This is a genomic window from Fibrobacter sp. UWCM (assembly GCF_900129735.1).
Lineage (GTDB): Bacteria > Fibrobacterota > Fibrobacteria > Fibrobacterales > Fibrobacteraceae > Fibrobacter.
This window is the reverse complement of record NZ_FQWR01000027.1, coordinates 21355-44231: the sequence shown is the minus strand read 5'-3', so window position 1 is coordinate 44231 and position 22877 is coordinate 21355. Positions and strand designations below refer to the sequence as shown.

Sequence of the window (22877 nt, the reverse complement as noted above, 5' to 3'; positions counted from 1 at the left end):
ATTGGTCACTGGTTGCTAAAATTGCCGGACTCAAGAATCATTTCCGCGACGGGTTCAGGTACATACTTCGCGAGCAGTTTACGGCCTTCCTCGCCCTTCGCGATTCCCGCCTTCAAAAGTTCTCGCACCACCGTGCTCGAAATCATCAGGTGCTCGGGAGCGCTGGAAAGGAAAACCGTCTCGCATTCCGGGTAGAGCATCTTGTTGTTCCACGCAAAGGACTGTTCAAAATCCAGGTCGGCCGCATTACGGATTCCGCGCACCAAATAACTCACGCCGATATCCTTCATGAATTCGGTCGTGAGCCCGTCGAACGCATCCACATACACATTCGGGATTCCCTCGACAGCCTTCTTGATCATCTCCACACGCTGCGATTCGGAGAACATGTAGTTCTTGGAAACGTTCTTCGCCACAAGCACGTACACGTCGCCAAAGCACTCGGAGGCACGCCTCACGATATCAAGGTGCCCGAGGGTAAACGGATCGAACGACCCCGCGAATACGACATTTCTCTGCATGCCGTAAATATAGAAATTTAGCAGGCTCGCTTTTCAGCAAGGCATAAACAAATCCTTTATTACAGAGTGGTACTGCACTGGCCTAAAGACCCGATATGTTGAATACGGAAATCACCCGTAGTTCCCGCAGGGCCTTCAAATTTCAATCTGATAGTAGCAACATTTCTCAATACTTCATAAATACCAGGATATGGACCAAATGCAGACCACGGAAAATCAGTATGAGTCCAAAACTTTGACTCAGGAACCGTAACTCGGTAATTGCTATAGGACGAAACAGGCTCATTTTCGACACCAAGTTCAATAACAAAATCAATGGTAGACTGGTAGGCTACGCATATACCAAGCCATGCTTCAACATTCACTCCCTCCTGGTTTTCGCTCCATATATTGAAACCGAAACCCGCATACGGGTAATCAGAACCTTCTCCTAGAACCACGCTAGCCTTTATTCCCCCATAGGCATCAGCTAACAGACCAAAGAAATCTTCACCTTCGTTCCTCTCTATATCTGGAGGGAAAATAAACCTAGAAGATCCGCCTTCATTGTGGTCATAAAAATCATACCAGTAGCCAGAAGTTTCTTCCGGCGAGCCCGTATTAACTTGACCTCCACTACACTCTTCCCAACCGAAAAAGTAGTCAACAACTCTTCTGCTTGAACTAGATACATCTTCCGAAGAACTAGAAGATTCTGTTTCTACCAAACTGGAACTAGAAGAAACATCGGATTCGCTCGAGATGTCCATCACCGAAGAGCTTGATTCTTCAACAGGCACAGGTACAACACTACTACTAGAATCCACAACAACATCGGACGTTGCCAAAGACACATCGTCATTGCAGGCAGAGCTGAAAAAGGCAAAAGCGCCTAGTCCTAGTAGCAGAAACTTTCTCATAGCAGGCTTCCTCACAAGTAATATACACTATTTCTTGCGAAGTTGCAAACCAGTTTTTCAGATATTAAGAGTAGATCCCCGCCTACGCGGGGATGACATTGCGGTATATCACCAGCGAGGATTCGCCGTAGCGGCGGACCTGAACCGTTTCCGCTTCCGCGGCCTCTTTCACCCATGCGGGGAGGTTCTTGCTCGGGGCCTCGAACACGGCGACACCCCCCGGGTTGAGCCATTCCCAGTACTTGCGCAGGTCAGGGTATTCCCTGTCCTTGAACGGAGGGTCCGCATAGATAAGGTCAAAGCCCTCCGTTGCGCAGAGCGATTCCTTCTCGAGCGTGAGGACGTTCTTTTCCAACAAAGTAACTTTTTCGGAAAGGCCGAGCGCCTTGTACGCCTGGTACACGAGCCTCGCCTGCGAATGCACGAGTTCTACCGCTACAACGCTTGCAGCCCCGCGGCTTATCGCCTCGATGCCCATAATTCCCGAACCCGCAAACAGGTCGAGCATGCGGAAGTTTTCCACTCCCTGCAGAATGTTAAAGAGGGCTTCCCTCGTGCGGGAAGCCGTCGGCCTGGTCTTGTTGCCCTCCGGAGAAGGAACGTTTCTTCCGCGAAGAGCACCTCCGGTAATGCGGATAGACATGCTTACGGGGTGACAAACATCACCAGCGTGAATGCCGATGCGATTGCGCGCTTGGCGAACTTCATTTCGGCCTTTGTGACACCGATGCGAATCGGGGATGCATCGAGGGCGCTCATCAGGGACTGCAGTTCCGGGAAATCGGAGTTCGATGTCACCTGGTAGGTAAAGCGCTTGTACACGCCGAATTCCTCGACGGCAGGCTTGTCGAAACCGTTGAGCGTTACTTTGTTCGCAGCAGCGAGAGCCTTGAAGGCCTTGACTTCATCGGCAACCTCACCCACGTTCACGAACTTCGAGACGGCAGCCTTGTTTATGTTGTTCACATTGAACAGGCCAAACGCAGTAATGTCGGTCGCGGGAGCGTTTTCGGGCAGGGGCGGAGTCCTGAAATCGGAACTCACCTGCTTGATACGTTCAAGGAAGCTACGCTGCGACGTGGGCTTGACCGACACGCCACGCACGTAGAAGTAGTTGGGCGACTGGAACACGCAGTCCGAGAACCCGACATCGTCCGGGGTAGCCGTCGTGAGGAACGTAAAGAACTGGTTGATGGCGGCGCGCTGGAACGAAATCTTTTCCATCGGGAGGAACGAGCTGTAGTCTTCGCGCTTGTTGTTGAACAGCACCTGCGGCTTGACCTCGCCCACGACCTGCTTCACGGTCAGGGAATTCCTGTGCTTGATGGCCTCCTCGGCTGCAGCGTTCTGTGCCGCGAGCGAACCACCGGCGGAGGTCTGCTGTCCGCTGCTCAGGGTAAGTGCGGTACGGCTCGGGTCCTCGGCGCCAATGAGCGAGAGGTACGGGCCCGGCAGAACACCCTGCAATGGCTTGGGAACGCCGAACACGCTGATAAAGCAGCTGAAGGCAACAAACACGAACAAGGCGGCAAGCAGCCCGACCAAGGTTTTCTTCTTGGAGGTCTTTACCTGCGCCGAAACGTCGGTCACGCGGACCGGGGTAACGATATCGACGGTGGCCGCGCGTTCGGCGGCTTCCATCAAGTTCAAGCGAATCATACACCCTCCATCACGCTGAGTGCAGTCCCGATAGCGCCGGCGCAGTTAAGTACCGCGGCAGAATCGGCCTCGTCGACCGGGAGCCTTAAGTTGGAGAACGAATCCATCAGAATGAGCTGGCAGCTGTCCGTAAGCTTTTCGCGGAGTTTCTGGACGAACAGCGGTTCCATGGCCATTTCGCCGCAGATATTCACCTGCTTCACTTCGGGCACGGAGTTCTGTTCCTTCGCAAGCTTCATCTGTTCACAAATGCCATTAGCAAGAATCTCGGCAGCCTCTTCCATCGAGGCGTTCACGAGCGAAAGCGTAGACACGCAGCGGAGCGCATGCAGGTTGTCCTTGCTGAGCCAGAGCATAGTCACGCCAAAGTAGTCGGCCTTGATGACGCACTCGACCTGGTTTATGCCGTCGGCCACGTCCATGAGGTTCATGAGCGAAAGCACGTCCACTTCCATGCTCTTCGGCACGAGGCTCTTGCTGCGGAAGCCCTTGCGGAGCGCCTCGGCCCATTCACGCCGGACCGCGATAAGCAGAACGGTCTCGCCCACGGAGGCGTCGCCGCTCAAGACCTTGTAGTCGAGGATATAAGAATCCTTGTCGCCGTTGGTGATGAGGCCCAGGTACCACTGGACGTAGTCGTCGATGTTCGCGACGGCCTCGGCAGGCACGCAGATCTGGCGGACTATCGACCTGAAGGCGGGGACAGTCACCGAGATGGCCTCGACATCTTCCAGACCGTTTTCTTCCATCCAGCCCTGGAGGACGGTCTCGAAAGTGAAAATGTCATCGATGGGGCTCGTTTCCGTCTGGAGCACGGCAGTCTTCAAGACGCGCTTTTCGGCAGCGTCCAAGAGGGCGACTTTCAGGGAAACATCACCGACCTCAATACCTAGGTACAATTTCGTATCACTCATATACTCAACGACTTATGAAGATTTTGACACCCTAAAACTAATCAAAAATCACCCACGGGAGAATGCCCTCCAGCTTTTTTTTACCGATTCCGGGTACTTTTTGCAAGGAGGACGGCCCTCCGAAGGGTCCGTTCGCCTCCCGGAAGGCAATAATCTTGTCGGCGAGCTTGGGGCCGACCCCCTTCAGGGCGCAAAGTTCATCTGCCGTGGCATCGTTGATACGCAAGGGAAAGCGGACGACCGCCTTCTTTTTCTTGCCCCTTTTCGGGGGAGATTTCGCCTGCGGGTCGCCGGCGCTCTCGGCCACGGCGGGCATGTCCGGGGCACTCTCCCCCGCATATTCCAACTTGGACTGCGCCACACCCGAAACTTTGCTCGTTTGAGCATACTTCTGACGGTCTGCAATGTCCACGTTCTCGATGGCGGGCAGCCCCCAGGGGGCAAACCTCACCAGCGTACCCACCGCAAACAGGAATATTGCGATGCGCACGACTTTCTTTTCGGCAGCATTCATCGGACCCCTCCAATTTTAATTTATCTGCTTCCGCGGTTCATCATTTCTTTTTCTATCAGCGCCTCCACCGTGCCCGCGTCAGATGGGACATCCACCGACACCGACGGGTAGGGGCTCTGCACAATGCGTATCGGACGCCTGCCCAGAATGCGCATCTGCTCCAGCGAGCGCTCCTTCTCCACGGCGTTCTGCGGGAGGGAGGCGAACTCGTCCCGCGACACGCGGGAATACGCGTATATTCCCTGGTGCTGGAACCAGCGGGGAGCATCCGCCGGAGCCACGTTGCGGGTAAAATCTACGGCAAGGTCACCTTCCACGCGGACCTTGACTACGGTTTCCAGAGTCGATTCCGCAGGGTTCAGCGGGCAGGCGACGGTCACCCAGCAATCGGGGTGCAGGGCAAGTTCCTGCGCGACATCGGAAAGCACGGAAGGTTCCACAAGGGGCTCGTCGCCCTGAAGGTTCACCACAAGGTCCAGGCCCAGCATGCGGGCGGCCTCGGCAACGCGGTCGGAACCCGTCGCCGCGGGGCCGGTCATCACGAAGTCGAAACCCGCGTTAGATACCACCTCCGCAATCTGCTCGCTGTCGGTCGCGCATACGATACGCCCGAAACAGTCCGCTAGGAGCGCGCGCTCCAGCGTCCTTACAATCATTTCCTTGCCGCACAATTTAAAAAGAGGCTTCCCGGGAAACCGAGAAGACCCAATGCGTGCGGGTACAATGCAGTGTACATCCGTCATAATTCTAATAACGCCACTTAGGGCAAAAAGGTGCGACTAGCCGCCAATGACCTTCGGGATGGCGAAGTGGTCGTTTTCCACGGCGGGAGCGTTCGCGAAAGCCTGGTCAAGGGTAAAGCCCTGCACCGGGACGTCTTCGCGGAGAATCGTGGCGCCGTTTTCGACCGCAGTCATCGGTTCGACATTCGAAAGGTCAAGGGCCTTCAGAGCCTCGAGATGGCCGAGCATCTTGTCCAGATGCCCCTTCACCGCAGGGATATCCTCTTCTGCGATGCTCAGGCGCGAAAGCTTCGCCAGTTTCAGTACTTCATCATTCTCTAACATATAACCTCGTTACTTACAGTCCGTAAAATAGCAAATTATTTTCACGGGGACAAGTAGCTAGTAAAAGATCCCCGCCTTGGTTCGGCGACGCTCACCACAGGTCGCGGGGATGACATAACGCGGGAATGACGTGACGCAGGGACAACCGCTAGCCGATAATCTGGAGGGCGGCGTACTTGAGGACGATGGTCCTCGTGGTTCCATCACTGTTGAACCGCACATCCACGCGGGCGTTATCGCCGGTGCCGTAGCACTTGACGATGGTCCCGACGCCATACTTCGCGTGGCGCACGCGCACTCCCGGGTGGAACGGATTCTCGCTGAACTCGTCGTAGACGACCCGCGGGCCACTCGGCACAGCGGGCTTGGGCACGTTGTTTACCTTGATGGGGTTCCGGTAGACGATACGCTGGTCGTTCTTGCGGACAGAAGAGGGTACAGACGGTTTGGAGAACGAGCCCCGCGACATTCCGCCTCCAAACGAAGAACCGCGCGATGCCCCCGGGAAACGGCTTGCACCCGGGAACTGTCCGGAGCGCGGGTAAGGCGCACCCGAGGAGAACCCTTGCGACATGCCGCCGATGCAGGGCGTGAACTCCACCACCGACGGGTCGAGTTCCTTCAGGAATCTCGACGGCAAGAACGGGCGGATGGTACCCTGGAAAAAGCGTCGCTCCGCATGGTACAGATAAAGTTTCTTTTCGGCGCGGGTGCAGCCCACGTAGAACAGTCGGCGTTCCTCTTCCATCTGTTCACGCATTTCCTTATCCGTCGCAAACGAGGAACCGCGGACCAGCGGGAAAATTTCCTCATCACAGCCCGCGATATGCACCGTATTGAACTCCAGGCCCTTCGCCATGTGGATAGTCATGAGCGTCACCGCACCTTTGGAGGTATCAACCTTCTTGTCGGCATCGGTCAAAAGCGATATATCCTGCAGGAAGGCGTCGAGGGTCGCATTCGGGTGTTCTTCGTCAAATTCGCGGATGGCGTTCACCATTTCGTCGATGTTCGCGATGCGCTCGTCCGCCGTAAGTTCGTCGTCCTTGCGCAAGAACTCCTTGTAGCCCGTATCGGCAATAATCGTTTCGGCAAGGATGGGGAGCGGTGTCTCGCCCGCCTTAACCAGTTCCTTCCATTTCAGAATCATGTCGGCAAATCCCTTGAGTTTCAGGGCGCCACGGCCTGCGCCGTTAGCCTCCGCCACGAGCATCTGCCAGAAGGTTCCTTCGCCCCTGCGCACGCGTTCGAGAATCGACTCTACGGTAGTTTTCCCGATGGCGCGGGACGGGGTGTTGATTACGCGCAGGTGTGCGGCATCGTCCTTCTCGTTGGCAAGGAGCCTGAGGTATGCGAGAATGTCCTTGATTTCCTTGCGGTCCCAGAAGCGCGTGCCCCCGAAAATAACCGAAGGAATGCGCATGTCGTTGAGCGCCTTCTCTATCACGCGGGACTGCGCGTTGGTGCGGTAGAAAATCGCCGTCTTCGAGAAGTTGCTCATGCCCGCGGCGCTGATGTTTTCTGCAATCTGCTGCGCCTCGGAGCGGTCATCCATCATGTGTCGCACGCGGATCGGGTCGCCCGCCTCTTCCTTGGAGAACACGTTCTTCTGCATTTCGACAGGGCGGATGTTATGCGCGATTACGGAACCCGCGCCCTTCACGATGTTGCTCGTGGAGCGGTAGTTGCGTTCGAGTTTCACGATGGTCACCGGGGCGAAGTCGCGGTGGAAGTTGCGGATAATCTTGATGTTCGCGCCACGCCAGCCGTAAATACTCTGGTCGTCGTCGCCCACCACGGTTACGTTCTTATTTTCGTTTATCAGGAGTTTCAGCAGTTCGTACTGCACGTCGTTCGTATCCTGGTATTCGTCGACCACGACAAAGTCGAAATGATTCTTTAGCTGGTCGGCAAGTCCCGGAACCTTCTGCAGCATCAGGACCGTGTTGAACAGCAGGTCATCGAAGTCCATCGCGTTCGATTCACGCAGGCGCTTCTGGTATTCGGCATAATAGCGCGCGCGCTTTTCTTCGTCGGCAAACTCCGCATGCGCCATCGCCACCTCGGGCGTCTGGAGGACCGCGGAACCAAACTCGTAGAGCACCGTATTCTTGTAGCGCGAAATGGCCCCGTGCACGCGCTTGATTTCGGCGGCATCGCAGTCGTCGCCCAGGTCTTCCTTCAATATCTGCTTCAGCAGGCGTTTCTGGTCGTCGTCATCGTATATCGAAAAGTTGCCGTCGTACCAGGTACCACCAAATGCCTGGAGAGCCTGGCTCGTGTTGAGGCATTTCTTGAGCAAGCGCAGGCACACGGAATGGAATGTTCCCATCCACGAAAAGCGCAACGGGGCATCGAGCAACTTCTGGATACGCGCGGTCATCTCGCGGGCAGCCTTGTTCGTGAACGTCACTGCCAAGATCCTGTCGGATTCCACGTTATGGTACGACACCAGGTGCGCAATCTTGTACGTGATGGCACGGGTCTTTCCCGAACCCGCACCCGCCAAAATCAGCATAGGGCCTTCAATTTTCTTCGCGGCAGCCGCCTGTTCCGGATTCAGCTCGCTATCCAACACACTCGCATCGACAACACGTGCCATTAAAAACTCCCAAAAGACTCAAAATATCGTTTAATCTATAGCGCGCAAAATATAAAACAATGTCACCTTCTTTGTAGAAGAAGGCGATTAAAATTCAGGTATAAAATTCACGCGGGAGGGGCCCCAGCTCAGAGTTGCGAAGGCCGCACGGGCCCCTCCCTGCACCCTTCCCATCCTTGGCCGACGCTTATGCATACATTAAATACGTTTATTTCAAAATAAAAAGCGTTTCTTTCAATAAAGAAACGCTTATTTCAGGAATTTAGAACAGCATCATCGGGGGCCAGTGCCCGGACTTGGGGCGTTCCTTGAACGTCGCCTTCGGCAGGAACTCCTTGAGTTTCAATGTCATCGCGGGCGTCACGTCCTGGTCCATGCGGCCGTAGAGCACCTGGATGTCGTCGCCGTTTTCAATCACGCGGTCAATCCTGTTCTGCACCATGAACCTGAGCCCTTCGGCAAGGCAGTCCGGGTCCATTTTCTGTGCGGCCTCGAGCCATTCGTCGGGCCAGTCGCTGAACTCCTCGCCGAACTGATCCTTGAACGCATCCAGGGCGACATTCTTCGAGCCGTGCATCTCGCGCGCCTTGAAGAGAATGTTCTCGGAATTCCACGGGCCGTCCTCGTCGCAAAAGTCGGCGAACGGCGAAAGCAGAATCCACTTCTGCGACTTGGGGCGCTTGGACTGCGCGCACATAAGCAGGAACGCGCCCAGCCCCCAGCCTACAACGGTTTCCGCCTTCGGCATGCCGTCGATGGCGTAGACGTTGCCGAGGTTAGCGGCCATAGTTTCGTAGGGCACAAAGACATGGTCGGCAGAAGCATCCGCATCTGTCAGGTCGTCTTCCCAGAGGGAAAGATCCGAGGCCCAGTCGGGCAACCATATCCATTTTTTACTCATACCACAAATGTATATATGCAAATTCAAAAAAGAAAACTTTTTTCAAAAAAAATTAATTTTTTTACAGATACTATATTTTGGAATAAGCAAATTGTATTTTTTTTGAACAGAACAGCAAAAAATAATATAGATAGGCCACCCATGCGACTCCTTGCAATCACAGCAGCTTTCCCGATTATACTCGCCGCCTGCGCCGGCGCACCCGAAGTCGAAACTGAACCCGCAACCGACACCGCGGCCCCTTCAGCTAGTTCGGCAGGCTCACTAACCGGCTCAGGGACCTTATCAGTAACCGACGAAACCGCAGCAACCCCCGAACCGGCGAAGCAGCTCCCGGACAATTCGTCGCTCCCGAGCATCCTCGTGACCCCCGCCCAGAACGGCAAGGGAATCTCTGAACTGCAGGTAGTGCAAAACAACCCGATGGCACGCGCCATGATGGAAGCGGTAAACGAATACCTGACCAAGAAACTCTACGACGTGAAGTCGCTCGAGGGGGACGCAAACCTCAACTCCGTGGTGCAGATGCAGAACGACATCGCCGAGACGGACGAAGACCTCTCCTACCTCGCGAGCCTCGCCCTCGGTGCGGACGTGTACATCAAGTTTTCCGGCAACGTGAAGCCCGGCGCCATCTCCGTCGACCTGAACGCCTACGAATCTTCCACCGCAAGGCTCCTCGGGAGTGAATCCGCCATGGATGACGACTGCGGCGGCAACGACCAGACCGCTATCGCCGAATGCCTCCACAAGGCAGCAAGGCGCGCCATGCCCCTGCTCGAAAAGAAAATCAAGGCATACTGGCAGAAAGATTTAGAACAGGGGATTCAGTACAAAGTAATAATGAATATCAAGGGAGAATTCGACGAGGAAGAAATCGAGGACCTGCACGACGATATCGCCTCGGGGCTCAAGAAGGCGTTCAAGCGCGTAAACGTGAACGTGATGACCGCAAAGACCATCGACGCCATCATCTACGCCGACGGGAACGAGTTCCCGGATTCGCAGAGCGTGTACAGCGCCATCCGCGGTATGCTCAAGGGCAAGGGCCAGACCAAGAAAATCAACCTCACGAGAAAACTCATCCTGATGGATATCGAGTAGGTGACCCCGAACCTGAAAAACATTCTCGCGGCAACGCTCGTACTGTGCGCAATCGCGCAGGCGCTCCCCTCGCGCCCCGAAAACAGCCACATCTACGACGAGAACCGTCTGGTCCCAGCGCAACAGCTTGAATTTTTTGACCGGCTCTCGGACGAAGTCGCGAACGAGACGGGAATCAGCATCGATGCCGTGCTGCTGGACGACATCGGGGAGCGCGTCGCTGCAAAATACGCCGAGGGGATTGCGGAAAAATGGCAGGCGGACGCCGGCCGTGAAGGCGAAGTCCTGATATTCGTCGCCCAGAAGCAGAGGCGCAAGCTGGTAGTGACCCGGGGAACCGCAAGGGACATCCTTGACGAGGCAAAAATCCGCAAGGCCGAGCAGGAATTCCTTGTGCCGAACTTCCGCCAGGAACGCTACGGCGACGGAATCCTTTCGCTTGCCGGGTGGCTTACCTTCACCATCAGCGACAGCACAGGGAAAAAATTCGACATCGACATGCAGGAAGCACCCGCCGAAGAAGGCATGACCGTGCGCGGGTGGATTTTCGTCGCGGTCGTGTTCGGCCTGCTCATCGCCTTCGGGAGAAAGGGCCGGAGGTTCGGGTTCTTCGACAACATGAAGAAGTTGCTATGCGTTAGCGAAATCGAAAAGTCGCAGTGGCCGGGAATATTCCGGGACGCCTTCGGCGAGAACCTCGTTTCGGCGTTCATCTCGGGCAGGTGCCTCGTGGAAGGTTTCGACGCGCTCGCAACGCCCTGGACTATAGACTTTATCCTCAGGGACAATTCGCCCGAGGTGGTCGCGAAGCTTGACGCCTTCCAGGAAAAGGCCCGCAGGGAGAACATCGCGTTCGGGCACTTCTACACCCCGGCAGAAATCGCGCAAATCCACGACCCGCAGGAACTTGAATACCTGCAAATCGCAAGCAGGAACGCGCCCCTCTGCGGCGTTCAAGATTTCGGGGTTCAGGATTTGGGGGCTCAAGATTTCAAAAATTGCTGAAAAGTAGGACTAAGTGGGCGATTTTTTGAGGTTTAGTCCTATCGGCCTGTGCAAAGCCCGGTCGACAATAGGACTAAATCGCGGCAAATGTGAGGTTTAGTCCTATCTTGTTTGGCGTTCAGTCCTATTTTACTTGGCGTTCTTGAACATTTACCAGTAATTTGGGGAAATTTTTTGCACAATGCAGAATTAAAATAGGACTAAACATGCGAAACTTTGGGGTTTAGTCCTATCGGCTTGTATAAAGCCCAGCCGACAATAGGACTAAATCGCGGCAAATGTGAGGTTTAGTCCTATTTTAGCGCTTGATTACATCACGCGCTCCCTAATCGCGGAGCCTTCCCTAATCTCACTACCTCCGGCGGATTGCGCCGCCGAAGCCGCCACGCGAAGACCCGCGGTCATCGCGGTCCTGGTCGTCCCTGCGCGTTGAAGGTGGCTGCGGAGGCGGCGTGGACGAAGAGCCCGAAGACTGCCTGCGATTGTTCGCGATATCCATCGGGTCGTAATCGCTTCCCCGACCGTTATCCCAGCGGTCTTCTCGCGGGCTCTGCGCCCTCGGTGGAGGCGGAGCCGCCTGCATGTTCCTGCGGGTAACGTCGTTACGCGAGGTTTCACGAGACACCTGCGACTCGCGGGAATTCAAGTCCACAGGGCGCGTTGCCCCCGAATGGCGCGACACCGCTGCCGCAGGCCTTGAGGCCTGCGGGGCAGGCCCCGCCGAAGAACGGCGATTCAGGTCCGGCCCGACGGTATGCCTGTGGCGAGGAGGAGGCGCATAGCGGTGCGGGTGCCTGGGCCCGCGCCTGGGCGCGTGCCAGCGGTGGTCGCGCATGTAGATTGCGCGCGCATTCCAGTCAAACCAGCAGGAACCCCACCCCCAGTACCCGTAATGCGTGCCGAGCCATACTCCCGGAGCGTAGCTTACACGCACGTACCCGTCGTAATAATTGTAATAAACAACATACGGATTGTACACGGGAACGTAGACGTATTCCGTACGTACTGGCAAAATCGTGATGTTGTCGCCAGTCGTGACCTTCACGTAGTCGTCATTCCGCAAGTGCCCGTGCTCGTTTGCCGCCCTACGCAAGCGCTGCACCGCCTGCATAACGTCTTCCTTCTGGATAAACACGGCATCGCCAAGCTGGTCGGTCCATGCGGCATACCTATTCATCATCGAAAGCACGCGCGGGAACGGGATAAGCGCCTGGACGCTCGCATCGTAAGGCAGTTCTGCGGCCGCAATCGCATTCGAAAGCGCGTCGCCCTTCAGGTGCTTGTGTGAATTTGCCCATTCGCTCGCGGGGGCAATCTGTTCTCCGTAAGTAGATGCGGCCAGCACCTGAACCAGGAGCGGGTCCGGGTACAGCGCAATATTCGCCACCAGCGTGTCCAGTTCCGAAGCGCTGAAGTAACCCTGCGCGCGGCCAACCCCCGGCAGGCAGAAAACCGCCGCCAGCAAGAGAATAAGCCAAATTTCGGAACGTTTTGTCTCAATTCTGGACATAGAAACCTCCTTCCCTATCAATATACAACTATTTGATGAACGGGAAAACCCTTCGGTTTCAAAAAAAATCGCCATTTTTCGCTTTTTTTTGAGTTGTAAGCAAAAACAACGCGTAAACGACAATTAACATAGAGTTTAAACATATATCATATACTTTTAGTCTAGACAAATGAACAGGTTTGGTTGGAGGTCTCATGTCAAGCCTAAAAAAACTCTCTCTCGCTGTCGGATTTGGCCTGGCTGGCGCATTCGCACAGACATACGATTTGCCCATCGTGTTCATCGACACCAAGGGTAAATGCCTAGACAACACCGTGAACGACAAGATGCCCGCCACGATGAGCGTGCTGGACGCGGCAACGAACAACGTAGCCGACAGCGCCAAGGGTACGCACTACGACATCGGCATCAAAGTGCGCGGTCAATCTTCAGCCAAGTTCCCCAAGCCCGGCTACAGCGTGGAAGTCCGCGACAACCAGGGCGAAGGCATAGACGTGAGCATGCTCGGGCTCCCTCCTGCAGACGACTGGGTGTTCCACGGCCCGTACGTTGACAAGAGCCTGATGCGTAACGCGCTCGCCCACTGGCTGTTTAGGCAGGCTGGCCACTACAGCCCCCGTACCAAGCACTTTGACCTCTACATCAACGGCGTGTACCGCGGCGTGTACGTGCTTATCGAAAAAATCAAGCGCGGCAAGTACCGCGTAGACGTGAGCAAGCTCAAAGAAACCGACATCAGCGGCGACGACGTGACCGGCGGCTACATCTGGGCATTCGACAAGACCGGCACCAATACCGGCGGCATGGGCAACGAAGACATCAACAAGGAAGGCTTCAAGACCGCCGACGGCCTGAACGTCATCATGCACTACCCCAAGAAGGAAAACCTGCAAACCCAGCAGCAGGCCTACCTGAAAAAGTACCTGGAAGATCTTGAGAACCTGTTCAAGAACGGCAAGAACGGTAGCGGGTACGAAAACTACGTGGACATGACTTCGGCACTCGACTACGTGCTGCACGAAGAAGTGACCAACAACTCCGACTCCTACTGGTGCAGCTTCTTCTTGCACAAACCCAAGGATAGCAAGGGCGGCAAGGTGACGCTTGGCCCGGCGTGGGACTTCAACCTCGCCATGAGCAACGGAAGCCAGCCCGAAAACGGCGGCAACAACAACGGCGGCAACAACGGCTTCAACTGGAATATGTGGGGCGGTGGCGGTATGGGCGGTGGCGGAATGGGAAGTTCCGGCACCACCGGCTGGCAAATCGAGAGCAGCATGAAAACCGGCATGAGCGGGCTCAAGATTCCCAACTGGCTGCTTGGCATGTGGAAAGACAGCCATTACCAGAGCGAACTCAAGAAGCGCTGGGCGGAACTCCGCAGCGGCGTATGGCACACCAAGACGATGGACGTGTATCTCGACTCCATGAAGACGTACCTGACGAAGGCTGCCGACAGGAACTTCAAGCGCTGGCCGAACTTGGGCAAGTCTAGCGGACAGGGCGACAGCGACCCGCAGCCGATGAGATACTGCAACCAAGGCGGTGGTCAGCAAGGCTGGGGCATGAACATGCCCATGGGCGGCTACAATGCCGATACCTGGGACGGCGAGTTCGAACATCTCCGCAAGAAGATGAAGGAACGCATGAAGTGGATGGACCAGCAGCTCGGATTTACCGAACCTGCGCAGCCCATCGTCACCGAGCCCGTAATCCACGTTCCCGACTGGGCGAAGGATACCGTATCTAAAGTCGATCCCCCGATACAGACTACTGGCCTCGATGATTTCAGCAGGCTCTCGCCGACAAACTTCTTCAACGTGAACGGCGACAAGATCGAAATCATGACAGACCTGGGCGGAACCTTCGCGCTAGTCGACCTGAACGGCGTCACGCTGTTCAAGACCAGAATCAAGAAGGGTGTTACGACCCTGAAGGTGCCGGAAAGCGCTCAGGACAAGCACTGGATTGCAACGCTCAACGGGAAGATGCTAAGCCGCTAAAGTTTTTACCGCGGCGCACGCCCCAGAAATTGTCGTGAACTTGGTGAAGTGTATTTTTACCGTTCACGACGATTTTTATTTCTAGGCGCGAGATGTAGACGCCAGTCCCGACCAGGCGGCCGCTATTGGAACGCATGTTCCATGCAAGGAAGATATTTCCCTTGTTCTTGAGGCAGCCCTCTTCGCCGTACACTCCCTTGTCGGAGCACCTTATCGTATTGGACGTTCCGCCCACGTACTCGCCGAACTGACTGTAATAGAACGTGCGGTAGTGCAGTTCCACGGCATCGTCAGATACAATCGTCCTTTCGCCGCTACGGTACTCTTCGAGATTGAATTCGGTTACCTCGCCCGCCTTTACGGCATCGACAAGTTCACGCGCAACGCCTGCTTCTGCAAGTTCCGCATCCAGCTTGCCGCTACGGATGGCATCGAAGAGGTCGGCCTGCGTCACGGTCTGGACATTCCCTATGGTGATTACCGTATCGCGGCTCGCCTCGATATTCGCCTCCGCCATTTTCGCGAAGAGCACCAGGTCGCCCTCGCCGACAACGGACCTGTAGTTGTCCTCGGTAACGGAACCGTCCAAAATCCCGTTGATGGCCTGCTCGCTAAAACCGTACGAGGTATCCACCAGGTTCACGCGAATGTCGTTGAACAACTGCGTCAAGGCTTCCTGCTCGCTGATGCCGACTATCGTCGTGTCGTAATCCGTCTCGCTCCCGACACGCGACTTCACGAAGGCGTCGAACTTCTCGACGGCATCCTTCGTCTGTTCAACCATAATCTTCGCGATATCGAAATCGACAAGCGAGCCCTGCACGCCGAGCGAATCCGCTATCTGCTGGGCGCTCTGGCTTATATCCGTAACAAGCTTCACCTGCGTAACCGTGTCGTTCCTGACAATGCCATAAGGGTCTTCTCCCAGCGAGACTACGCCCGGGTTCTCTACACCGAGTTCCTGGTCGCCCGTAATGACCACCCACGGATTGTCCCTGTGCGGTACATTCCCGGCAAGGTCCTGCGCACCGCCCTTGGGTGCAAACCTCACCAGATCGCCGTCCGTCGGCAGTACAGCCCCGTTCCCGCCCGAGGTATAGATGAGCGTCATGCGCGCTCCCGTTCCGCCCTGTTGCAGAGGCCTTTCGGGCTTCTCGTTTATCCCCGAGCGCATGCAGGTGTATTCAAAAATCTCCGTAAACAGGTGCCGGGACTCTTCAGGAATCGCCTCGCTGAAGGTAATGTCTATAAGCCTGCTCCCGTCCTTGCTTATCTTTTTCGAGGCCGAAAGCACGATGGGCCCGACTCCGTCGGCGACCTGCTCGTTCTCGATAAAGAAGTTGCTGACCTCGCCCTCATTTTCGTAGGTAAACCAGTTGTTCAGGCTTCCAGAATAGATTCCCGACGCATCTCCGGTAAACTGCCTACTGCCAAAACCGCAAACCTTCCCGGTACATTCCGCGCCAAGGTCTTCGGCAGTAAGCACGATATCGGTCTCGTTCACAATCTTGAATTTCGACGTCGCCACGAACGTTTCTCCGAAAGTCAACTGGATAGAATCCAGACGGCTCTTGCCATTGACGGCGCGTTCAAAGTGAACGTACAGGCTGTCGGCACGCCCGTCCCCGTTCCGGTCCATCGCAATAGCCTTCTCCACGCGCGGTGCGGGAGGTTCGGCAAACTTCAGGTCGGTCCATACCGAAACGCCCGCCGCGGCGCCCTTCGCCGTGAGCACGGCTCCGGACACGGGAGCATTCGCATGCACGTAGAATGTCGCACGCCCATCCTCGTCCAGGTTCACCGCGCTGATTTTCTTTCCGCCCGGCGCATCCAAGATATCTATCGCCGCATTCGAGAACGATAGGTTTATCTTGCGGTTGTAATTGTTGACGACGGCCCATTCCTCGAAGAACGTGATATTCACCTGGTAAGTCGCATACGCCCAGGGGCCAATCTGCGCCGTATCGCCAGAGACCTGCGTACCGAGGACAGTCCAGTCTTCCTTCGCGAACGCGACGCTTGGCACGGAATAGGACGGCACGGTAATTTCCACCTTCGTCACCTGGCTCGGGTCAGCCTTCAGGGTAATTTCCAGGAAGTAGTGCCCGGGAGCAAGCGCGTAGTTCGAAACAATCGCTGCAGAATCTATCGAGAACGTGGAATCGCTCGTAATCTTGATTCCCTCGTAATGGGTACCGACCCCAAGTATCTCGGGCCCCGCGAGGTTACCGCCGGTAAGCTTGAAGGTCGACGCGCCACCGGTCGTATCGCGCTCGGCAGAATTCGCGTCGAAATTGCAGGAAAGCTTGCTCTTCTTGTTGATTTGCCATACCTCGTAACTCATTCCGGAGCCGCGCCTGTCCGAAGTCAGGAACAGCGACGCCTCGACCTGCAGGTCAATAGAAGTGCGCATGCGGAAATTCGACGAACCGGTATGGCGCTCCACGTAAAAGATATGGAAGTCGTACGTCTTTCCCGGAACAAGCATGTCGCCGGTATTCTGCCCGATGGTATCGAGATCTACAGCACCCGCCACCTGGCCATGCTGCCCGCCGATATCCACTGCAAGGCGATTGTCGATAAACACCCAAACATCGTCGTCGCCGTAAAAGTCAAAGTACTGGCCAGGGACATACTCGAACGTCGCCTGTATCTTTGCGGCATACCCGAAGTTGTGCTTGCCTATCTTCGTTCCCTTCAGCTGGTCGTAGTAAGGGTTCGGCACCTTCTCCGCATCGTCGAGAAACTCGAAATCGTCCAGCAGGAACATTCCGTCCGAATTGGCCTCGTTGCCTTTCGATATCTGGTCCTTCGAAACTTCCGCAAGCCAGAAACCCTCGTCGTCCATAGATACATACAGGTCGCGGCAGGTCATGTTCGTGTATTCGTTGCCCGCACTGTCCTTGGCGACAACCTCGGGCAGGAACCAGCTGTCGAGATGCTCCGTAATCTTGCACTTTTCCGGGAAGGGGTCCGCACGCACGGGAACCCCGTTCGCACCGAGCCTGTATTCGACCATGCCCGTAATGGCCTTGTCCTTGCCGGAGCACCCGCCCGAACCGAAGTCCGCGCTGACGCCGTTTGCGGGGTCACCGTTTTTTCCGCTTCCGTCGCCATCGCCATCGGTACCGTGCAGCCAGTCGTAGACGGTCACGGGAATCTTCTTGAGCGGGCAGTCGCCAAGCACGCCGGGGTAACCGGAAAACAGCGCGGGAACATCGGCCTTGTACCCCTGCACCCAAACCGTATCGGAGAGGGCGGCAACGGAATCCAGCAATATCTCGCTTGATTCCGTAGGTTCCTCGGCAACCATGCCCTCGGCACCCACGTAGTTGAGGCCGACAGTCTGCTTGAAGTAAACCCCGAAGCCCTCGGCAGGCGCATCCACTGTAGCCTTGAACCAGCCGCAGTAATTTTCGAGAGGCGTCATCGTGGCTACGGAATCGCCCCCCACGAACAGCACCGCGTTTGTGTTCGACCACGGCGTAAAGAAGACGACCGTCTTTTCGGCATGAGCCGTTCCGAGCGCCAAGACGGCTGCCACGGCCAGCACCCTGCCCTTTTCTACCCAATTCACCATAACATCCATCCCTGAGATCATCTACAATGTTCTCAAATTTCAGAAACAAATATAACATCTTTACAATAAGATATATTGTTTTTAAACAAAATTTTACCATTATTTAATAAAGAATGTTCTCACTTTTTACAAAATGTTCTCATTTCCCCTCAGAAACGACCGAATAAAAAAAGGCGGCGCAAGGCCACCTTATTCTCCACATTTTGCTAAAAGCAAAAGGGACGTCCGATGGACGCCCCTTATTTGTTATTTCTGATTTGACCAGATGACGTAATCCCCGAGGGCTTCTATCTGCTTTTTATCCAGGTAGTAAGCCAGCGAGGGTTTATTCGGAAGAATGATTTCGTACATGATGAAGGAATTGATCTTCCCTGCCGAAAGGGCCTTGTCCAGGCGGGTAAGAGTCTTTGAATTCGCCTTGCGTTCATCAATTTTCGGCAACAGGCCGGCAAGGCATTCCTTGATCATCGCCTCGCCCATGTCCTTGTTTGACTCGGCACGCTTCTTGTACTCGGGTTCGAACTTCCACGCGGCCTCGATAAACGCGTAATACATCCAGAGGGTATCGGCCTCCACCACCACGGAACCATCGGGTGTCTGGAGGACACGTGCCTGCGGGTTGAACGCCCAGTGGCTTGAATCGAGCCCGTTGGCCGCATAGATTTTCTGGCGCAGGGATTCGAGCCGCGGGTTGTTGCGGTTCAGCACCTTCGCTATAGAAATCTCCTCGAGGGCCCTTTTCCTGTCGCCCTTGTTGCGGTAAACGTCGGCAAGCAGCCAGTGCGCAAGGTAATCGATGTAGTTCGCATCAATCGCCTTCTTGTACCAGGATTCAGCCATGTCCCAGTTCTGCTCTATACCGAAGGTCTGCGCGATGTAGGCCATCACGATTGTCGCATTCGGGTCAAGCAGCAGCACGCGCTTGTAAGCATCGCGGGCCTTCGCGTATTCCTTCTTGGAAAAGAGGTCCTCCGCCTTGTCTAAAGCCTTCTTCACGTCACCCTTGAACTCGAAGGCGGTCACCTTGTAACCTCCATCCACAAACCTGCGGTAGGCGGGCATGTTCAGCAAGTTGCTGCGGTCCGGTTCCGGGAAAGGTTTCTTGAGTTCCTTCACGGAATAGGCAATCTTGGAGGAGTTCAGCGTCTCCATCGCGCGCTTCAGGGGGTTGTCGTTTTCCGCAAAGGCAATTGCGGCAGACATACAAAGAATGAGAAGTGTCTTGAATTTCATACTGTAGTTGTAAAAAGTTAGTCCTTTATGCAGCGAACGTAACAACCGAAGAGTTTCTCGTTCTTACTCATGCTCGCATAATCTCTGTTAGCAAGCAAATAATAGGCAAAACGCGGAGATACATCGTAAGAAGTCCAAAGACATGTGGAACTGCCTGTTTGCTGATTATTGAAGACGGGTGGCAGAACCATCCCGCCAGGCATCAGCGAAAATCCGTATTTATCACGGAAAGCACTTTCAACGGTTCTAGAATCATTCTGCCACAAGTTAGACGCCTTCAAGTTGCTATTCCCGGAATGCCGTTCATTGACTGCGTAGAGCATAGTCTGGAATTCAGCCAAATCCGGCAAATGCCAGCCTTCCGGGCAAATTCCGCGAACATCTCTCGCTCTTGTGCAATATGAATCATTGCCACAGCCGACCGCATCATCGGAAAACTTGCCCAGGTAGTCCATGGCCGCAGCCCAGGTATATCCATATCCGTACTTGGCACAGGTATCCTTGTCGTCCTTCATGCATCCTGCCCCTTCCGGATAATCAAGCCTCAGATTTTCCGCCATCCATGTTTGATCACCGATCACGACAGTCTTGTATTCACGGTTGTCGCGACTATCCTTGAGTGTCCCGTATTCGCAGTTGTCCTCTTCTTGCGTCTTGCACGGTTCCAGTTGCGCGACATCCGCAGAATCGGGTATCACCTTATAGAAATCGTCATCCTTCACGCACCTTACGGCCATATAGCAGCCACCACTATTGTCTTTCCATTCCACCGGTTTTTCTGCTTCCAAGTTAAAGGAATACAGGCTACCGTACTGGGCATAGTCTGCCGACATGTATATGGCTTTCGTATTGGACCCTCCGCTACATCTCATTCCCGTGGGAGTCGCGGCAAAACCATAAATGTCCGTATCGCCCTGCCTATCGTACCAGGCGTCGACTGACCGCAGCAACTTACCCGCAGAATCCGGCCCGCCAACAGTCGTCACCAGCTTGCTGAAATCCATAAATCTCGGAAGATGCCAACCTGCGGGGCACGAGACTTTCGCATCGCGGTCCCAATAGTAGCGCCATACATCGGTGTCGGCAATGTCCGGGGTATAATTATATGAATATTTCGTGGCAGTATCCGTATAGTTCAGGTTCTGCGCCATCCAGGTCTGTCCCCCGATGACCACGTACCGGTAAGCCTGCCCGTCGCGTTCGTCGATAAACACCTGCACGCTGCTCGAACTCTCGGGTTCCTGCGAACTGCTCGACTCTACAGAACTGCTGGATTCTGCAATGGAACTGCTAGATTCCGCGATGGAACTGCTGGAAACGATTTCAGATGAACTTTCTATGGAACTGCTCGATTCATCCACAGGATATTCAAGCGATGACGAGCCGTCATCGGAACACGCCGCCATCGCCAGCGCAACAAAAGCACCCGTCACACATTTCTTAAAACTCATTTGCCTGTTCATCGAGAGGCCTCCTATTCAATCTTTTCCAAAGATATATTAAAAGGCGGCGCAAGGCCACCCTTTAGTTTGTTTAAAGTCGCTGTATCAGAACCGTGTGGATTCTATCGCATCCTTCGGATGCTCCAGAATGACATCGTTCATGACGCAGTATCGCGATGCGTTATAATTCGAATTACTTCGCGACGGTTTTTGCGAAAGAATCCTTCAGATCGACAGTCCTATTAAAGACAAGATGACCCGGCTTGGAATCTTCGCTGTCGAGGCAGAAGTAGCCCTGACGCATGAACTGGAAGCGGTCTTCCAGCTTGGCGTTCGCGAGGCTCGGTTCCACCTTGGCCTGCTTGATGACCATGGATTCCGGGTTCAGGTAGTCGTGCCAGTCTTCGCCCTCGGGAACCTGCGCCGGGTCTTCCAGCGTAAACAGGTTGTTGATGAGGCGCACTTCGGCATCCACGGCATGTGCTGCAGAAACCCAGTGGATGGTGCCCTTGACCTTGCGGCCATCGGGAGTCTCGCCGCCCTGGCTCTGCGGGTCGTATTCGCAGTGAATCACCGTCACCTTGCCGTTTGCATCCTTCTCGACGCTCTTGCAGGTCACGAAGTAGGCGCCCTTCAGGCGGACTTCGCCATCCGGCTTGAGGCGGAAGTACTTCTTCGGCGGTTCTTCCATGAAGTCGTCGGCCTCGATGTAGAGTTCCTTGCCAAAGGGGACTTCGCGGGTACCGGCGGCGGGATCGTTGGGGTTGTTTTCCACCTTGATCATCTCCACCTTGCCGTCTTCCCAGTTGTCAATCACGAGCTTCACCGGGTCGATGACCGCCATCACGCGGTTCGCCGTCTTGTTCAGTTCTTCGCGGATGCAGAAGTACAGGAGGTTCACGTCCACCATGGAGTCGGCCTTCGACACGCCGATGCGGTCACAGAACTCGCGGATGGAACTCGGAGTAAAGCCACGGCGGCGGTAACCGCAGACCGTCGGCATACGCGGGTCGTTCCAGCCCATCACGGCCTTCGTCTCCACCAGTTCCAAAAGCTTGCGCTTACTCATCATGGTGTAGGTCAGGTTCAAGCGGGCAAATTCAATCTGCTGCGGGCGGTTGTCTAGGCCCAGTTCAATCAGGAACCAGTCGTACAGCGGGCGGTGCGCCTCGAATTCCAGCGTACAGATGGAGTGGGTAATGCCCTCGATCCAGTCGCTGAGCGGGTGGGCAAAGTCGTACATCGGGTAGATGCACCACTTGTCGCCGGTGCGGTGGTGGGTGCAGTGCTTGATGCGGTAGATGACCGGGTCACGCATGTTCATGTTCGGGCTAGCGAGGTCCACCTTCGCACGGAGGCACTTCTCGCCGTCGGCGTACTTGCCATCGCGCATCTCGCGGAACAGCTTCATGTTCTCTTCGATGCTGCGGTCGCGGTAGGGGCTCGGACGGCTCGGCTTGCCGGCATCGTTGCCGCGATATTCCTGCATCTCGTCGCGAGTCAGGTCTTCCACGTAGGCCTTGCCCATCTCGATGAGTTTTTCAGCAAAAGCGTAAATCTGGTCGTAGTAGTCGCTGGCGAAATATTCGCCGCCCTTCCATTCAAAGCCGAGCCACTTCACGTCTTCGCGGATGGAGTCTACATATTCCACGTCTTCCTTGGAGGGGTTCGTGTCGTCAAAGCGCAGGTTCGTGATGCCGCCGAAGTCCTTGTACTTGTTTGCCGTACCGAAGTTCAGGCAGATGGACTTCGCGTGCCCGATGTGGATGTAGCCGTTGGGTTCGGGCGGGAAACGGGTATGCACCTTGGTGCGCTTGCCCGTCTTGAGGTCGTTGACGATGATGTCCTGTACAAAATTCGAAGATTCGGGAATATCCATTGTGGCATCCTTTAAAAAATTACGGGGAAAATTTAGTAAAAAAA

Annotated in this window: 18 protein-coding genes; 3 read left to right on the top strand and 15 right to left on the bottom strand. The window is 55.2% G+C overall.

Annotated elements, in window-relative coordinates; genetic code table 11:
• Positions 1-5 precede the first annotated feature (5 nt).
• From coaD to BUB22_RS14135, 10 genes are all read right to left on the bottom strand, one after another.
• Positions 6-521: a pantetheine-phosphate adenylyltransferase gene (gene coaD / locus BUB22_RS14175; RefSeq protein ID WP_073116146.1), complete on the bottom strand. Its 516-nt coding sequence runs from the start codon at positions 519-521 to the stop codon at positions 6-8.
• A gap of 59 nt (positions 522-580) precedes the next feature.
• Positions 581-1420 carry a hypothetical protein gene (locus BUB22_RS16465; protein ID WP_139259021.1) on the bottom strand — a complete coding sequence of 280 codons (840 nt, stop codon included), beginning with the start codon at positions 1418-1420 and terminating at the stop codon, positions 581-583.
• Positions 1421-1502: 82 nt separating this feature from the next.
• Positions 1503-2063: a 16S rRNA (guanine(966)-N(2))-methyltransferase RsmD gene (gene rsmD, locus BUB22_RS14170; RefSeq protein WP_073116142.1), complete on the bottom strand. Its 561-nt coding sequence runs from the start codon at positions 2061-2063 to the stop codon at positions 1503-1505.
• A gap of 2 nt (positions 2064-2065) precedes the next feature.
• Positions 2066-3079 (bottom strand): hypothetical protein, encoded by a 1014-nt coding sequence (locus tag BUB22_RS14165; protein WP_073116139.1) that lies wholly within the window; start codon positions 3077-3079, stop codon positions 2066-2068.
• On the bottom strand, positions 3076-3993 hold the full coding sequence (locus tag BUB22_RS14160) for a type IV pilus biogenesis protein PilM (RefSeq protein WP_073116135.1): 918 nt from the start codon (positions 3991-3993) through the stop codon (positions 3076-3078). Before BUB22_RS14160 ends, BUB22_RS14165 begins: the two co-directional genes overlap by 4 nt.
• A 37-nt stretch (positions 3994-4030) precedes the next feature.
• Positions 4031-4507, bottom strand: coding sequence for a ComEA family DNA-binding protein (locus BUB22_RS14155; protein ID WP_083535560.1), 477 nt, complete (start codon positions 4505-4507; stop codon positions 4031-4033).
• Between the two features lie 20 nt (positions 4508-4527).
• Positions 4528-5250 (bottom strand): 3-deoxy-manno-octulosonate cytidylyltransferase, encoded by a 723-nt coding sequence (locus tag BUB22_RS14150; protein WP_073116132.1) that lies wholly within the window; start codon positions 5248-5250, stop codon positions 4528-4530.
• A gap of 36 nt (positions 5251-5286) precedes the next feature.
• Positions 5287-5574: an Asp-tRNA(Asn)/Glu-tRNA(Gln) amidotransferase subunit GatC gene (gene gatC / locus BUB22_RS14145; RefSeq protein ID WP_072808223.1), complete on the bottom strand. Its 288-nt coding sequence runs from the start codon at positions 5572-5574 to the stop codon at positions 5287-5289.
• A 148-nt stretch (positions 5575-5722) separates the two neighbouring features.
• Positions 5723-8176 carry an ATP-dependent helicase gene (locus BUB22_RS14140; RefSeq protein WP_073116128.1) on the bottom strand — a complete coding sequence of 818 codons (2454 nt, stop codon included), beginning with the start codon at positions 8174-8176 and terminating at the stop codon, positions 5723-5725.
• Between the two features lie 262 nt (positions 8177-8438).
• Positions 8439-9077: an alpha/beta fold hydrolase gene (locus BUB22_RS14135; RefSeq protein WP_073116172.1), complete on the bottom strand. Its 639-nt coding sequence runs from the start codon at positions 9075-9077 to the stop codon at positions 8439-8441.
• Between the two features lie 141 nt (positions 9078-9218).
• Between BUB22_RS14135 and BUB22_RS14130 the strand changes: the two genes are divergently transcribed.
• Positions 9219-10181, top strand: coding sequence for a DUF6175 family protein (locus BUB22_RS14130; protein ID WP_073116124.1), 963 nt, complete (start codon positions 9219-9221; stop codon positions 10179-10181).
• Positions 10182-11186, top strand: a complete 1005-nt coding sequence (locus BUB22_RS14125) for a TPM domain-containing protein (protein WP_073116120.1) — start codon at positions 10182-10184, stop codon at positions 11184-11186.
• A 352-nt stretch (positions 11187-11538) separates the two neighbouring features.
• On the opposite strand, the gene BUB22_RS14120 is transcribed toward BUB22_RS14125, so the two are convergent.
• Positions 11539-12696, bottom strand: coding sequence for a DUF3300 domain-containing protein (locus BUB22_RS14120; protein WP_073116117.1), 1158 nt, complete (start codon positions 12694-12696; stop codon positions 11539-11541).
• Between the two features lie 194 nt (positions 12697-12890).
• Between BUB22_RS14120 and BUB22_RS14115 the strand changes: the two genes are divergently transcribed.
• Entirely contained in the window at positions 12891-14699 is a 1809-nt protein-coding gene (locus tag BUB22_RS14115) for a CotH kinase family protein (RefSeq protein ID WP_073116112.1), read from the top strand.
• Here the strand turns inward: BUB22_RS14115 and BUB22_RS14110 are convergent.
• The 4 genes from BUB22_RS14110 to BUB22_RS14095 form a co-directional block, all read right to left on the bottom strand.
• Positions 14674-18279, bottom strand: coding sequence for a fibro-slime domain-containing protein (locus BUB22_RS14110; RefSeq protein ID WP_073116169.1), 3606 nt, complete (start codon positions 18277-18279; stop codon positions 14674-14676). The two genes, BUB22_RS14115 and BUB22_RS14110, sit on opposite strands and share 26 nt — an antisense overlap.
• A gap of 246 nt (positions 18280-18525) precedes the next feature.
• Positions 18526-19482 carry a tetratricopeptide repeat protein gene (locus BUB22_RS14105; RefSeq protein ID WP_254794756.1) on the bottom strand — a complete coding sequence of 319 codons (957 nt, stop codon included), beginning with the start codon at positions 19480-19482 and terminating at the stop codon, positions 18526-18528.
• 47 nt (positions 19483-19529) lie between these two features.
• Positions 19530-20975 carry an FISUMP domain-containing protein gene (locus tag BUB22_RS14100; RefSeq protein WP_083535559.1) on the bottom strand — a complete coding sequence of 482 codons (1446 nt, stop codon included), beginning with the start codon at positions 20973-20975 and terminating at the stop codon, positions 19530-19532.
• Between the two features lie 172 nt (positions 20976-21147).
• On the bottom strand, positions 21148-22833 hold the full coding sequence (locus BUB22_RS14095; RefSeq protein ID WP_073116105.1) for a glutamine--tRNA ligase/YqeY domain fusion protein: 1686 nt from the start codon (positions 22831-22833) through the stop codon (positions 21148-21150).
• Between the last annotated feature and the right edge of the window lie 44 nt (positions 22834-22877).

Bases quoted from the DNA above. Each gene is read 5' to 3' on its own strand.
- BUB22_RS14100 (WP_083535559.1), bottom strand. From the start codon at position 20,975: ATGAACAGGCAAATGAGTTTTAAGAAATGTGTGACGGGTGCTTTTGTT.
- BUB22_RS14110 (WP_073116169.1), bottom strand. From the start codon at position 18,279: ATGGTGAATTGGGTAGAAAAGGGCAGGGTGCTGGCCGTGGCAGCCGTC.
- BUB22_RS14140 (WP_073116128.1), bottom strand. From the start codon at position 8,176: ATGGCACGTGTTGTCGATGCGAGTGTGTTGGATAGCGAGCTGAATCCG.
- BUB22_RS14095 (WP_073116105.1), bottom strand. From the start codon at position 22,833: ATGGATATTCCCGAATCTTCGAATTTTGTACAGGACATCATCGTCAAC.
- rsmD (WP_073116142.1), bottom strand. From the start codon at position 2,063: ATGTCTATCCGCATTACCGGAGGTGCTCTTCGCGGAAGAAACGTTCCT.
- BUB22_RS14150 (WP_073116132.1), bottom strand. From the start codon at position 5,250: ATGACGGATGTACACTGCATTGTACCCGCACGCATTGGGTCTTCTCGG.
- BUB22_RS14105 (WP_254794756.1), bottom strand. From the start codon at position 19,482: ATGTCTGCCGCAATTGCCTTTGCGGAAAACGACAACCCCCTGAAGCGC.
- BUB22_RS14115 (WP_073116112.1), top strand. From the start codon at position 12,891: ATGTCAAGCCTAAAAAAACTCTCTCTCGCTGTCGGATTTGGCCTGGCT.
- BUB22_RS14155 (WP_083535560.1), bottom strand. From the start codon at position 4,507: ATGAATGCTGCCGAAAAGAAAGTCGTGCGCATCGCAATATTCCTGTTT.
- coaD (WP_073116146.1), bottom strand. From the start codon at position 521: ATGCAGAGAAATGTCGTATTCGCGGGGTCGTTCGATCCGTTTACCCTC.
- BUB22_RS14160 (WP_073116135.1), bottom strand. From the start codon at position 3,993: ATGAGTGATACGAAATTGTACCTAGGTATTGAGGTCGGTGATGTTTCC.
- BUB22_RS16465 (WP_139259021.1), bottom strand. From the start codon at position 1,420: ATGAGAAAGTTTCTGCTACTAGGACTAGGCGCTTTTGCCTTTTTCAGC.
- gatC (WP_072808223.1), bottom strand. From the start codon at position 5,574: ATGTTAGAGAATGATGAAGTACTGAAACTGGCGAAGCTTTCGCGCCTG.
- BUB22_RS14130 (WP_073116124.1), top strand. From the start codon at position 9,219: ATGCGACTCCTTGCAATCACAGCAGCTTTCCCGATTATACTCGCCGCC.
- BUB22_RS14135 (WP_073116172.1), bottom strand. From the start codon at position 9,077: ATGAGTAAAAAATGGATATGGTTGCCCGACTGGGCCTCGGATCTTTCC.
- BUB22_RS14165 (WP_073116139.1), bottom strand. From the start codon at position 3,079: ATGATTCGCTTGAACTTGATGGAAGCCGCCGAACGCGCGGCCACCGTC.
- BUB22_RS14120 (WP_073116117.1), bottom strand. From the start codon at position 12,696: ATGTCCAGAATTGAGACAAAACGTTCCGAAATTTGGCTTATTCTCTTG.